Here is a 12,802-nt window from a genome sequence, read left to right as displayed (position 1 = left end):
GGGAATCAGCGGTATGAGACGACGGGTCAGTCCCGACGAGGAGCTGATGACCGCGCTCTATACGGAGCACTACGCGGTCCTGCTCAGCTTCATCTCGCGGTACGTGCACGACCGCCACAAGGCCGAGGACCTGGTGCAGGAGACCCTGCTGCGGGCCTGGCGGCACATCGACCACCTGGAGGTGGACAGCACCGGGCGGACCCGCTCGTACCTGCTGACCATCGCCCGCAACGTGGTGACCAACGCGTGGCGCGCCGAGCAACGCCGCCCCCGGCTGGTCGCCGACGAGGCCGCGGTGGAGTCGGTGCCGTCGGCCGACAGCGTCGACCAGCTGGTCGAGGGCTGGCTGGTGGCCGAGGCGCTGGAACGGCTCTCCGCCGAGCACCAGGCCGTGGTGAAGGCCATGTACTACGAGGGTCAGAGCGTCGCGGACGCGGCGCGCAGACTGTCCGTTCCGGAGGGAACCGTCAAGTCGCGCGCCTATTACGCGGTCCGTGCCTTGCGCACCGTGTTCGAGGAGATGGGGGTGATCCGATGACCCCGGACGTGTCCGACGAGCACGACCAGCTGCGCATGCTGCTCGGTGGCTACCTGCTGGGTGGGCTGGACGAGAGCGACACCGACCGGCTCGACGCGCATCTGCACGACTGCGACCAGTGCCGCGGCGAGCTGGACCGGCTCGCACCGATCCCCGAGCTGCTGCAACGCCTGCCGGAGGCGGCCCGCGACTCCGAGCGGGGCGGCACGCTGGTCTCGCTGTCCGCGCGGCCGAGCCCGGAGCGGATCGAGGGACTGCTGGCGCGGATGCGCGCGGAGCGTACCCGGGGCCGCCGGATGGCGCAGGTCCGGTGGCTGGCGGCGGCCGCTGTCGTCCTGATCGCGGCGCTGATCGGCTTCGGTGTGGTCACCGCGGACCGGCGTACCACACCGTCGGACGCGCTGCCCAGCCCGCAGCTGGTGACCGCCCGATTCGAGCCGGCCACCGGCAGCGGCCTGACCGGTCAGGCCGTCGTCACCCCGAAGGCGTGGGGCGTCGCGATCTCCCTCGACATGTCCCGGCTGGCGGGCAAGGGGCCGTTCGTCTGCCAGGTGGTGGACTCGGCGGGGCATGTGGAGCAGGCCGCCGCCTGGGGGACGACGCCCAGCGGCGAGGTCAAGGTGACCGGGGCCAGCTCCGTCCAGCTGGGCGACGTCCAGGCGATCTCGATCGCCGACCGGGACGGCCACGTGCTCGGGACGGCCCGCCTGTCCTGAGCGCGCCCCGGCCCCGGCTCAGGACGGCGGTCGCAGCGCGTCGCGCTGGGCCTGCGGCAGCGAGCAGGCCGCCGTCCCGCCGGGCAGCATGTGCCGGTGCTCCGCCACCCACCGGTACGCGGGCCACGCGGCGAACCGCACCGGCGACGTCTGCAGCGCGCGGCCGGGCACCGTCCACAGCCGTCCCGCGTCGCGAAGCAGCAGCGCGATGGCGTCCGGCCCGGCGGCGATCGTCCCGTCCGCGCCGACCCACTGGACCGACTCCTCGGCCTGCTCCCGGGTGAGGCCGAGGGCCGCCAGGTCGGTGAACTGCCACGGCACGACGTCGGCGCGGGTCGGGATGCGCCGCTGGATGAACTCGGCGCAGGTGGTGCAGAACGAGCAGTCGCCGTCGTAGACGAAGGTGGGCCTTTCCGCGCTCATGCGATCATCCTGGCACTGCGCGCCGACGGTGGCGTGGCGACGTGGGTCAGGTCACCCGGCGCAGCCGGTTCAGGTAGGTCTGCGCGACCACGACCGCGGCCAGGAAGACGCCGCTGACCACCTGCTGCCAGTTGCTGTTGAGCGTGCCCACCTGGTTGATCAGGTTCTGTACGACCGCCAGCAGCAGCACCCCGGCGACCGTGCCGCCGACCGATCCGGCGCCGCCGGTGAGCAGCGTGCCGCCGATCACCACGGCGGCGATCGCGTCCAGTTCCATGCCGGTGCCCAGCACGGTGACCCCCGAGCCCAGCTTCGCCGTGTTGACAGCGCCGGCGAGCCCGGCCAGCAGCGCGGAGATGACGTACACGCTCACCCGGGTACGGCGTACGGCGACGCCCATCAGGCTGGCCGCGTCGGCGCTGCCGCCGACCGCGAACACCGCATTGCCGAACCGGGTACGCGCCAGCACCAGCGCCCCGACCAGCACGAGTGCGGCGGCCAGCCACACCGGGTAGCCGAGACCGAGAAACGAGCCGTTGCCGAAGGCGCGGAACGCGTCGTTGCGTACCAAATAGGTGGTCGAGCCCTCGTCGGTGATGGCCCGCATGAGCCCGCGCGCGCCGAGCAGGGCGGCCAGCGTGACGATGAACGGCGCCATCCGCGCGTACGCGACCAGTGCCCCGTTGAGCACCCCGATCGCGCCGCAGAGCAGCAGCGGCACGGCGAACGCGGCCGGCAGTCCCCACTGCGACGCGTACGCGGCGACGACTCCGCCGAGGACGTACAGGGAGCCGACGGAGAGGTCGATGCCGCCCGTGATGATCACGAAGGTCATGCCGAGCGCGATGAGCATGGGCGGTGCCGCGGTGACCAGGATGGTGGCCGCGTTGGCGTAGCTGCGGAACTCCGGGAAGGCCAGCGCCCCGGCGATCACGACGACCCCGAGGACCGCCGCGGCCCCCTGCCGCTGGACGAGGCCGACGATCCGGTCGGTGCGTTCGGCCCGGCCCGGATCCGCGGTGCCGGACGTCGCGGGGACCGGCGGGTGCGAAGCGATTCCCTGAGTCATCGAGTCCTGCTCTCCCGCGCCACCGCGACGGCGACGAGGATGATGGCGGCCTGCACCATCTCGGCCGTCGAGGGCGGCAGATTGTGTTTGATCATGGTGGCGACGACGAGCTGCATGAGCAGCGCGCCGGCCACCGTGCCGAGCACCCGGACCCGGCCGCCGGTCAGTGGGGTGCCGCCGACCACCACCGCGGTGATCGCGTTCAGCTCGATCAGCAGGCCCACCGCCGACGCGTCGCTGGACTGGATGCGGGCGACCGCCAAGACCCCGGCGATCGCGGCCAGCACGGAGCAGACCACGTACACCGTGGTGAGCACCCGCTTGACCGGCACACCGGCCAGCTCGGCGGCGGGGCGGTTGCCGCCGATCGCCAGCAGCCGGCGACCGAACACCGTGCGCCGGACCGTGAACGCGATCACCACGACCAGCATCGCCGCGATCCACACCAGCACCGGCACCCCGAGCAGGTCGCCGGAGCCGAGGTAGCGCAGGTCGGGGTTGCGGATGTCCTTGAGCTGACCGCCGGAGATCACCACGGCGAGGCCGCGCCCACCCACGAACAGGGCGAGGGTCGCGACGATCGGCTGCAACCCGACGCGGGCCACCAGCGTGCCGTTGATCAGGCCCACCGCGACTCCGGCCAGCAGCGACACCACGATCGCGGCGAGGACGCCGTACCCGAGGTAGAGCGGGATGAGCGCGGCGGCCAGCGCCATCACCGAACCGACGGACAGGTCGATGCCCTCGGTGCCGATGACCAGCGCCATGCCCAGCGCGACGATCACCACCGGGGCCACCTGCACCAGCTGGATGCGCAGGTTGCTCCAGGTCAGGAACGACGGAGTGAAGAGCACATTGGACAGCACGAGTACGGCGATGGCCGCGTACACGCCGTATCGGGGGAGCCAGGCGCGGAGCCGGGTGGGGTCGAACCGCGGGGCGACCGCCTCAGTCGTCATCGTCGTCTCCCGCCGCGGCGATCGTGGCCAGCAGATCCTCGGTGGTCACCCGGTCGCCGTCGAGGACGCCGACGATCCCGCCGTCGCGCAGTACCACGATCCGGTCGGCGCCCTCGACCAGTTCCTCTGCGTCGGAGGAGACCAGCACCACCCCGAGCCCCTCGGCGGCCAGCTCGTCGATCAGCGCCTGAACCTCGGCCTTGGCGCCGACGTCGATGCCCCGGGTGGGCTCGTCCAGCAGCAGCACCTTGGGTTCGGTGGCCAGCAGGCGGGCCAGCAGCACCTTCTGCTGGTTGCCGCCGGAGAGGTCGCCGACGCGCTGGTGCGGACCGGACGCCTTGATCCGCAGGCGCTTCATGAACGCCTCGACGATCGCGTCGATGCGCCGCTCGGAGACCACGCCGAGGCGGCTCAGCCGGGGCAGGACGGCGAGCGCGATGTTCTCCCGTACGGAAAGGTCGGCGACGATGCCCTCGGCCTTGCGGTCCTCGGGTTGCACCGCGATGCCCGCCCGCAGCGCCGCGACCGTGGTCGGTTTGTGCAGGTCGGTGCCGTCGACGGTGATGTCGCCGCGGTCGATCGGGTACGCGCCGCCGATCGCCTTGATCGTCTCGCTGCGCCCGGCGCCGAGCAGCCCGCCGAGCCCGACCACCTCGCCGGGCCGTACGTCGAAGCTGATGTCGTGCAGCCGGTGGCGGCTGCTCAGGCCGCGCACGCTGAGCACCGGAGGTGCGTTCGGGTCGGCGGTGTCCGCGCCGGAGAAGCCGGTGAAGCCGTCGCGCCGCACCTCGGTGGTGTCGCGGCCGAGCATGAGCGCGACGAGCTGGAGGCGGTCGAGGTCGGCCAGGCGGCCGGTGTGCACGAGGCGGCCGTCGCGCAGGATCGTGACCGCGTCGCAGATCCGGTACAGCTCGTCGAGGCGGTGGCTGACGTAGACGATGCCGATGCCGCGGGCGTGCAGGTCGTGGATGACGCCGAACAGCGTCTCGACCTCGCGGGGCTCCAATGAGGAGGTGGGCTCATCCATCACCACCACCTTCGCGTCGATCATGACGGCGCGGGCGAGCGCGACCATCTGCTGCGCGCCCAACGGCAGCGTGCCCAGCTGCCGCCGGACGTTGGCGGTGACGCCGTAGCCGGCCAGAATCTCGGCGGCCTCCCTGTGCATCCGGTCGAGGTCGAGCAGGCCGGTGCGGTGGTACGGCTCGCGGCCGAGGAACAGGTTCTGCGCCACGCTCATCAGCGGGATGAGATTGACCTCCTGGTAGATCGTGGAGATCCCGGCGCGCTGGGCGTCCAGCGGGGTGTCGAAACGGACCGGTTCGCCCTGGTAGCGGATCTCGCCGTGATCCGGCTGGTACACGCCCGTCAGCACTTTGATCAGGGTCGACTTGCCCGCGCCGTTCTCGCCGACCAGGGCGTGCACCTCGCCGGGGCGCAGCGTGAACGAGACGTCGTCGAGCGCCCGTACGCCGGGGAACGACTTGCGGACATCGACGACCTCAAGCAGCGTCATGCACCGAATTCCCTCACGTCCGAACATGTTCCGTCAAGTCCATCGATGTAAAGCTCACGTCCGAACATGGGCAGGCCGTCTCATCCGAGGGCCGGGGCGTGGCGGCGCCCCCGGGTCACCCCGGGTCCGCCCGGCGCCGCCACGCCGGTTCCTCGCGCGTGGGTCAGTACGCGCTGGCCAGATCGGTCTTTGCGTTGCTCGCGTCGTACTGACGGTCCTGGATGACGATGTCCGCGGGGACGGGCTGGCCGCCGAAGAACGTGGTGGCGGTCTGGAACGCCAGCGGGCCGAACCGCGGGTTCGACTCGATCACCGCGTTGATCCAGCCGTCCACGATCCCCTGGACCGCGCCCTTCGTACCGTCGATCGAGACGACCTTGACGTCGCCCGCCTTCTTGCCCGCGCCCTTGAGGGCCACGACCGCGCCGAGCGCCATCTCGTCGTTCTCGGCGTAGATGCCGTTGATGTCCGAGTTGGACTGCAGCAGCTGCTCGGTGACCTTCTGCCCCTCCTCGCGGGAGAACTGGCCGGTCTGCTCGAACACGATCTTGACGTCCGGCGCGACCTTCGCGATCTCGTCCTTGAAGCCGCTGGTCCGCAGCGTGGTGACGTTGTTGCCCGGTGCGCCCAGCAGGATCGCGACGGTGCCCTTGTTGCCGAGCGCCTTGGCCATCTCGTCGGCGGCCCGCTTGCCCTGCTCGGCGAAGTCCGAGCCGATGAAGGTCAGGTAGTCCTTGCAGGCCGCGGCGTTGATTTTGCGGTCGATGGTGACGATCGGGACCTTCTTGGCGGAGGCCTTCGCGAACACCGAGTCCCAGCCGTCGGAATTCAGCGGCGCCACGATCAGCAGCTGCACGCCGGAGTCGAGCATCTGCTCCACGTCGCTGATCTGCTTGTTGAACTGTGAGTTCGCGTTCGTCGTCGTGAGGTTCGTGATGCCCAGTTTGGCGGCCTCGTCCTTGATGGACTGCGTCTCGGCGATCCGGAACGGGTTGGCCTCCTTCTCCGACTGGGAGAAGCCCACCTTCGCCGTCTTGAGATCGACCTTCGTGCCGCCGTACTGATCGATGGTGCAGGTCGCGCCGCCCGGCGAGGCGGACGCGACGACCTGGGCCCCGGCGGTGGACGTGCCGCCGGCGGCCGTGTCGCCGTCCTCGGACTTCGCGCAGGCGCTGAGGAACAGCAGGGCCGCACCGAGGGTGGCGGCCGCCGGCCGCCACCGGCCGGGGATAGCGCTCATGTCGGTCTCCTAACGAGCGGAGGGAAGCGATCGATAGTGGTAACTCGCTGGAAACACATTCACTCACTATCGAACTTTTCCTGTCAAGGTCAGTCGCCTTCGCCCATGTGCGCCGTCCGATCTGCCCGAAACCCGGTTGTCGGGTCGGCTTTGATGAAGACATGCGCCCCACGTTCCGTACGCCGCCGAAGGTGTCTCCGGGCGACCGCGTCGCGGTCGTCTCGCCGTCCTTCGCCGCCCCCGCCGAATTCCCCGACCTGCACGAGCAGGGCATGCGGCGGCTGCGCGACGACTTCGGCCTCGAACCGGTCGAGTACCCGACCACCCGCCGGCTCGGCGCGGCGCCCGCCGACCGGGCCCGGGACCTGATGGCCGCGTACGCGGACCCGAGCATCCGGGCCGTGCTGGCCACGATCGGCGGTGACGACCAGATCACCGTGCTGCCGCACCTGGACCCGGCGCCGTTCGTCGCCGACCCGAAACCGTTCTTCGGGTACTCCGACAACACGAACCTGCTGCTGTGGCTGTGGCACCACGGCGTGGCCGCCTACCACGGCGGGTCGACCATGGTGCATCTCGCGCTCGGCGGCGGCATGCACCCCGTCTCCGCGGATTCGCTGCGCGCCGCCCTGTTCACCCCGGGCGACCTGGAGATCACCCCGGTCGAGACGTTCAGCGACGAGGAACTGAACTGGCGCGACCCCGCCTCGCTGACCGAGTCGGTGCCACACGTGCCGAGCCCCGGCTGGGTGTGGCACCAGCCCGACCGGGTGGTCACCGGACCGACCTGGGGCGGCAACCTGGAGATCCTGCACTGGCAGCTCGCCGCCGACCGATGGATCCGCCCGGTCGACGACTATGCGGGCTGCGTACTGCTGCTGGAGACCTCGGAGGAGATGCCACCGGCGACCGAGGTGTTCCGGATGCTGCGCAACGCGGGGGAGCGTGGCCTGCTGGCGCAGTTCCCGGCCGTCCTGGTGGCCACCGCCAAAGCCACGTCGTTCTCCGCGCCGCGCCCACCCGGCGAACGCGCCGAGTACCGCGACGACCAGCGCGACGCGGTGCTGCGCGCGCTACGCGACTACCACCCCGGGGCGATGGTGGTCTCCGGTGTCGACTTCGGACACACCAACCCGCAGTGGATTTTGCCGTACGGCGGCTCCGTCACCGTGGACGGCCCGGCGCGCCGGATCACCGCACACCTCTGATCAGACGTGCTCCGGCTGGGGGTGCCGCGGCGGCGCGGCCGGGTCGCAGAAGGTCCGGACCGGGGTCGGCGGCGCCTCCGCCGTCTCCGGCGTGGCCGGGTGCAGGCGGCGCGGCACGAAGCCCGCGGCCACCGCGGCGCCCACGACCATCAGCCCCGCGGAGATCAGCAGGGCGTTCCGGTAGGTCGGATGCAGCGACACCGGATCGGTCAGGCTGCCGCTGCCGATCCCCGCCGCCAGCGGCAGCACCGCGACCGACAGCAGTCCCGCCGCCCGCGCGACCGCGTTGTTGACGCCGCTCGCGATTCCCGCGCGGGCATCGCCGAGCGCACCCAGCGCGGTCGCGGTCAGCGGCGCCACCAGCATCGCGAGGCCCAGACCGAACAGCACGACCGGCGGCAGCACATCCACCCAGTACGACGCGCCCGGCCCGATGCCCGACATCCACGCCAGCGCCGCCGCACACACCAGCGGCCCGACGGTCATCGGGATGCGCGGCCCGATCCGCTGCGCCAGCATTCCGGCCCGGGCGGACAACAACAGCATCAGTACGGTCACCGGCAGCAGCGCGATCCCCGCCGCCAGGGGCGGGAACCCGGCGACCACCTGGAGGTTCAGCACCACCAGGAAGAAGACGCCGCCGTTGCCCGCGTACACCAGGAAGGTCACGATGTTCGCCGCGCTGAACGCCCGGGACGAGAAGACGTCCAGCGGCAGCATCGGATGCGCGACCCGGCGCTCGACCAGCACGAACGCGATCAGCCCGGCAATACCGACGGCCAGTGAGGCCAGGACCACCGCGCTCCCGGGCCCGCGCACCGGCCAGGCGGTGAACCCGTACGTGAGCCCGCCGAGCCCGACCGCCCCGGTCAGCACCCCGGCGAAGTCGACGCCGCGACCCGCGACCGTGGCGTCCCGCGACTCCGGCACGTGCCGCGCCGAGACCAGCAGGACCACCAGCGCAAGCGGCACGTTGATGAGGAAGATCAGCCGCCAGCTCGCGACCTGGACCAGCCAGCCCCCGAGGAACGGGCCGAGCGCGCCGCCGATGCCGGCCAGGCCGGACCATGCGCCGATCGCGTGGGATCGGTCCTCGCGGACGAACGACGCCTCCAGGATGGCCAGCGCGCCCGGCGTGAGCAGCGCACCGCCCATGCCCTGCAACACCCGGGCCGCGATCAGCAACTCGGTCGTCGGGGCGAGCCCGCACAGCAGCGAGGAGGCGGCGAACCAGGCCACCCCGAGCTGGAAGATCCGGCGCCGGCCGTACCGGTCGCCGAGCGCGCCGCCGAGCAGGACCAGGGCGGCGAGGCTGAGGCCGTAGCCGTTCACTGTCCACTGCAGGCCCGCCGCATCCGCGCCGAGGTTGCGGCCGATCGCGGGCAGCGCGATGTTGACCACGGTGGCGTCGATGAACGCGAGGCTGGAGCCGAGCACCGTGGCCAGCAGTACCCAGCGGCCGGTCGCGGTGCCGTACCGCACGAGAGCCATGTTCGGACCCTAGCCCCCGGGGGTGGCCGTGCTGTGTACCTGAAAGCCGTCGCGCCAACTCGGGACCGTGGCTTCGTCAAGTCGCGCGTGGGTTCGGGGCGTCGGGTGGAAGGCTGTTGCCCGGAGGGCGGTGACAGGGATGAGCGAACCGCGCAGGTTGCTTTCCGGCCGGGGCCTGGTCGAATCGCCTCGCTGGCACGCGGACCGGCTGTACTTCTCGGACTGGTCCGCGGGCGAGGTGATATCCGTGGGCCCGGACGGCTCCAGCGAGGTGGTCGCGCGGGTGGCGTCGCTGCCGCTGTGCACCGCGTGGCTGCCCGACGATCGGCTGCTGATCGTCTCGTCGGCGGACGGCCGCCTGCTGTGCCGGGACCCTGAGGGGACGCTGGCCACCTACGCCGATCTCGGCCGTCCCGGCTGGAACGACATCGTGGCCGACGGCCGCGGCAACGCCTACGTCAACGGGGCCGGTTTCGACCCGACGGCGGGGGAGGCGTTCCGCCCGGGCTCCGTCGCCCTGGTCACGGGAGACGGCTCGGTGCGCCGGGTCGCCGACGACATCGCGTTCCCGAACGGGATGGCCGTGACGGCCGACAACGCGACGCTGATCGTCGCCGATTCCTATCGGCACTGCCTGGTGGCGTTCGACATCGATCAGTACGGCGACCTGTCCGGCCGGCGCGTCTGGGCGGACCTCGGCGACGGTGTGCCCGACGGCATCTGCCTCGACGCGGGCAACGCCGTCTGGTATGCCGACGTGCCGAACCAGCGGTGCGTGCGGGTCGCCGAGGGTGGTTCGGTCCTGGACACCGTGATGGTGGATCGGGGCGCCTTCGCGTGTGTGCTGGGCGGTCCCGGTGGGACGACCCTGTTCATCACGGCCGCGCAGTGGCAGGGCATGACCGAGGCCGAGATGGTGGCGCCGGGCAGCGGCGAGGTGCTGTCCATCGAGGTCGACGTGCCGGGGGCCGGGTGGCCCTGAGCGCGTACGCGCTCAAGCGTGCCTTTGTGCACGTACGCGCTCAAGTGATAGGTTGTGCGCGTACGTTCTCAGGGGGTGTGCGATGCGTATCGACACGGCGCACGATCTGAGCATCTTCCTGCGCCAGGAGCGTCGCGACGCGGGGCTCAGTCAGTCCGACGTCGCCGCGCGTGCGGGGGTGAGCCGGCGCTGGCTGTCCGACTTCGAGGGCGGCAAGGTCACGGCGGAGGTCGGCCTGGTCGTCAAGGTGATCCGGGCGCTCGGGCTCATGATCGAGGTGCGCCCCGCCCCCAAGCCCGAGATCGACCTGGACGAGTACTTGAAACGCTTCGCGGGTCCGCATGCCTGACCAGCTGACCGTGCTGCTCGCGGGCCGTCGCGCGGCCACCCTCGACCAGGGTCCGGGCGGAACACTGACGCTCACCTACGACGACGAATGGCGTACGTCGGCGGGCGCGACGCCGTTGTCGCTGTCCATGCCCCTCGCGGCGAAAAACTATTCCGGCCGCATCGTCCACGCGTTCTGCCAGGGGCTGCTGCCGGACAACGAGCGTGTTCTCGAACGCTGGGGTCGCGATTTCCACGTCTCGGCGGGCAATCCGTTCGCGCTGCTGCGGCACGTCGGTGAGGACTGCGCCGGCGCCGTGCAGTTCGTGCGGCCGGAGCGCCTCGCCGGGCTGCTCGACAACGAAGGGGGCGTACGGCCGCTCACGGACGAACGGATCGCCGAGCGACTTCGCACGCTGCGTGGCGATCCGGCGGCATGGCATCTCGCCGGAACCGGACAGTTCAGTCTGGCGGGTGCGCAGGCGAAGACCGCGTTGCACTGGGACGCGACGAGCGATCGCTGGGGCGATCCGTACGGCGCCGTCCCGACCACGCACATCCTCAAGCCCGCCATCGCGGGCCTGGACGACCACGATCTCAACGAGCATCTCTGCCTCGCTGCGGCATCCCGGGCCGGAATGCACATGGCGACGTCGAGGGTGACGGCGTTCGGGGCGGAGCGTGCCATCGTCGTCGACCGGTTCGACCGCCTCCCCGGCCCTGGCGGAACGGTGACGCGGGTTCACCAGGAGGATCTGTGTCAGGCGCTCGGAGTGCCGCCGTCGCAGAAGTATCAGAGCGAGGGCGGCCCCACACCCGAGCAGATCATCGAGTTGCTGCGACGCGCGGCTCAGCCGTCGGCGGTGGCAGAGTCCGACGTCGGCAAGTTCGTCGACGCGCTCGCGCTCAACTGGCTGATCGCGGGCACCGATGCGCATGCCAAGAATTACTCGGTTCTCATGGCCCCTGGCCAGGTCCGCCTGGCGCCGTTGTACGACGTGGCCAGCAGCCTGCCGTACGAGGACATGTACCGGCCACGCCTGCGGCTCGCGATGAAGATCGGCTCCGAGTATCGGGTGGACGCGATCGGAGCCCGGCACTGGGCGGCGTTCGCCGACCGGAACGGCCTGCATCCCGACCAGGTCCTGGGCCGCGTGGACGAACTGGCCCGGCGTCTTCCCGACGCCTTCCGCGTGGCGGCCCGCGACGAAGCGGTGCTGGCGCTCGGCTCCGACCTGCCCGACCGGCTGGCCGATCGAGTGTCGCAACACGTCAAACGCTGCCGTGCCGCGCTCGCGACGGACTGAATCGGCGCAGCCGTACGTAGGCGGTCAGTCCTGGCGGGAGGATGAGCCAAAACGAGATGAGCCGGTAGGCGAGCACGACGGCGGCGGCCCCCGCCTCCGGGATCCCGCCCGCCACCAGGGCGGCGAGCAGGCTCGCCTCGATCAGCCCGATGCCGCCCGGAGTGAGCGGGATCTGCCGCGCGATCTGCACCGCCAGGTACGCGGTCGCGATGTGCCGCCAGGGCACCTCGACGTTGACGGCGTGCGCGGCGGCGACCAGGCAGGCGAGGTCGAGCAACCAGTTCACGGCGGCGTACGCGATGGTGGCGGCCCAGTCGCGCAGGCTGACGGAGCGCACGTCCCGCACGGCCCGCCGCGCCTGCCCGACGGCGCGCGCCGCCAGCGGCCAGCGCGCCACCCGGCGGACGGCGTGGCGCCACCGGGTGTGCCGGTGTGCCACGACCGGGACGAGGCCGACGGCGGCGAGTGCCGCGAGTACGGCGACCAACGGACCGGGCCGTTCGGTGGCGGTCCGGACCAGCCAGGACGCGACCTGTGGCGCGAAGGCGGCCCCCGCCAGCAGGGCGAGCCCGGCGGCGGAGGCCAGCCCCGAGAGCACCGTCACGGCGGTCGCGGTGCCGGTCGCGGCGCCGTGGCGGCGGTACTGGCGAATGGCGAACGCCGCGGACATCGCGCTTCCGGCGGGCAGCACCATGCTGATCGCGGACCGGCTGTACGTGATCGCCACCGCCTGCCGCACAGAGAGCCGGACGGCGACGCCCGCCAGCAGCCGGCGCTGTTGCAACGCGAACGCGACCTGGGACAGGAACTGCAGCAGGATGGCGACGGCGATCCAGCGCAGGTCAGCACCGGCCAGCATCGCGGCGACGTCGCGCGGTGCCGGTACGCGTCCGCGCAACGTGAACCAGCCCGCGACGGCGGCGACCGCCAGCACCGTCAGCCGCAGCGACCACGACAGCCGCCGCCGGCGTCGTGACGCGGCCACCGCGGGCTCCGCCGCGGCCGCTTCGCGCACCCGACTCTCCG

At 71.6% G+C, this 12,802-nt stretch carries 13 protein-coding genes; 6 read left to right on the top strand and 7 right to left on the bottom strand.

All coding sequences use genetic code 11. The annotated features are described in order from the left end of the window. Positions 1-13: 13 nt before the first annotated feature. Together ACMCNN_RS27460 and ACMCNN_RS27455 are read left to right on the top strand one after the other, a co-directional pair. The gene (locus ACMCNN_RS27460; RefSeq protein ID WP_412743384.1) at positions 14-538 is read left to right on the top strand and encodes a sigma-70 family RNA polymerase sigma factor; all 525 of its coding nucleotides are present in this window, start codon (positions 14-16) and stop codon (positions 536-538) included. Then, a complete protein-coding gene (locus ACMCNN_RS27455; RefSeq protein ID WP_412743383.1) occupies positions 535-1,254 on the top strand; it encodes a zf-HC2 domain-containing protein in 720 nt (239 codons plus the stop codon). Before ACMCNN_RS27460 ends, ACMCNN_RS27455 begins: the two co-directional genes overlap by 4 nt. 18 nt (positions 1,255-1,272) lie before the next feature. Here the strand turns inward: ACMCNN_RS27455 and ACMCNN_RS27450 are convergent, their stop codons facing one another. The 5 genes from ACMCNN_RS27450 to ACMCNN_RS27430 form a co-directional block, all read right to left on the bottom strand. Further along, positions 1,273-1,677: a thiol-disulfide oxidoreductase DCC family protein gene (locus ACMCNN_RS27450; protein ID WP_412743382.1), complete on the bottom strand. Its 405-nt coding sequence runs from the start codon at positions 1,675-1,677 to the stop codon at positions 1,273-1,275. A 46-nt stretch (positions 1,678-1,723) separates the two neighbouring features. Next, the gene (locus ACMCNN_RS27445) at positions 1,724-2,746 is read right to left on the bottom strand and encodes an ABC transporter permease (RefSeq protein ID WP_412743381.1); all 1,023 of its coding nucleotides are present in this window, start codon (positions 2,744-2,746) and stop codon (positions 1,724-1,726) included. Then, the gene (locus ACMCNN_RS27440; protein WP_412743380.1) at positions 2,743-3,705 is read right to left on the bottom strand and encodes an ABC transporter permease; all 963 of its coding nucleotides are present in this window, start codon (positions 3,703-3,705) and stop codon (positions 2,743-2,745) included. The genes ACMCNN_RS27445 and ACMCNN_RS27440 overlap by 4 nt, the downstream gene beginning before the upstream one ends. Beyond that, positions 3,695-5,221 (bottom strand): sugar ABC transporter ATP-binding protein, encoded by a 1,527-nt coding sequence (locus ACMCNN_RS27435; protein ID WP_412743379.1) that lies wholly within the window; start codon positions 5,219-5,221, stop codon positions 3,695-3,697. The genes ACMCNN_RS27440 and ACMCNN_RS27435 overlap by 11 nt, the downstream gene beginning before the upstream one ends. 163 nt (positions 5,222-5,384) lie before the next feature. After that, positions 5,385-6,461, bottom strand: coding sequence for an ABC transporter substrate-binding protein (locus ACMCNN_RS27430; protein WP_412743378.1), 1,077 nt, complete (start codon positions 6,459-6,461; stop codon positions 5,385-5,387). A 161-nt stretch (positions 6,462-6,622) separates the two neighbouring features. Here ACMCNN_RS27430 and ACMCNN_RS27425 point away from each other — a divergent pair, with 161 nt between their 5' ends. Then, on the top strand, positions 6,623-7,669 hold the full coding sequence (locus tag ACMCNN_RS27425; RefSeq protein WP_412743377.1) for a S66 peptidase family protein: 1,047 nt from the start codon (positions 6,623-6,625) through the stop codon (positions 7,667-7,669). On the opposite strand, the gene ACMCNN_RS27420 is transcribed toward ACMCNN_RS27425, so the two are convergent. Next, positions 7,670-9,160 (bottom strand): MFS transporter, encoded by a 1,491-nt coding sequence (locus tag ACMCNN_RS27420; protein ID WP_412743376.1) that lies wholly within the window; start codon positions 9,158-9,160, stop codon positions 7,670-7,672. A 139-nt stretch (positions 9,161-9,299) separates the two neighbouring features. Here ACMCNN_RS27420 and ACMCNN_RS27415 point away from each other — a divergent pair, with 139 nt between their 5' ends. The 3 genes from ACMCNN_RS27415 (at position 9,300) to ACMCNN_RS27405 (ending at position 11,776) form a co-directional block, all read left to right on the top strand. Further along, the gene (locus ACMCNN_RS27415) at positions 9,300-10,142 is read left to right on the top strand and encodes an SMP-30/gluconolactonase/LRE family protein (protein WP_412743375.1); all 843 of its coding nucleotides are present in this window, start codon (positions 9,300-9,302) and stop codon (positions 10,140-10,142) included. 82 nt (positions 10,143-10,224) lie between these two features. Continuing rightward, complete coding sequence (locus ACMCNN_RS27410; RefSeq protein WP_412743374.1) at positions 10,225-10,491, top strand: helix-turn-helix domain-containing protein; 267 nt, start codon at positions 10,225-10,227, stop codon at positions 10,489-10,491. Then, on the top strand, positions 10,484-11,776 hold the full coding sequence (locus ACMCNN_RS27405) for a type II toxin-antitoxin system HipA family toxin (protein ID WP_412743373.1): 1,293 nt from the start codon (positions 10,484-10,486) through the stop codon (positions 11,774-11,776). Before ACMCNN_RS27410 ends, ACMCNN_RS27405 begins: the two co-directional genes overlap by 8 nt. Here ACMCNN_RS27405 and ACMCNN_RS27400 read toward each other — a convergent pair. Next, positions 11,742-12,791, bottom strand: coding sequence for a lysylphosphatidylglycerol synthase transmembrane domain-containing protein (locus ACMCNN_RS27400; RefSeq protein ID WP_412743372.1), 1,050 nt, complete (start codon positions 12,789-12,791; stop codon positions 11,742-11,744). The two genes, ACMCNN_RS27405 and ACMCNN_RS27400, sit on opposite strands and share 35 nt — an antisense overlap. Between the last annotated feature and the right edge of the window lie 11 nt (positions 12,792-12,802).

Source organism: Krasilnikovia sp. MM14-A1004 (assembly GCF_047159485.1).
In the GTDB taxonomy this organism is placed as follows: Bacteria; Actinomycetota; Actinomycetes; order Mycobacteriales; family Micromonosporaceae; genus Actinoplanes.
Note: the sequence above shows the minus strand (reverse complement) of the source record. Positions and strands in the feature narration are given on the sequence as shown.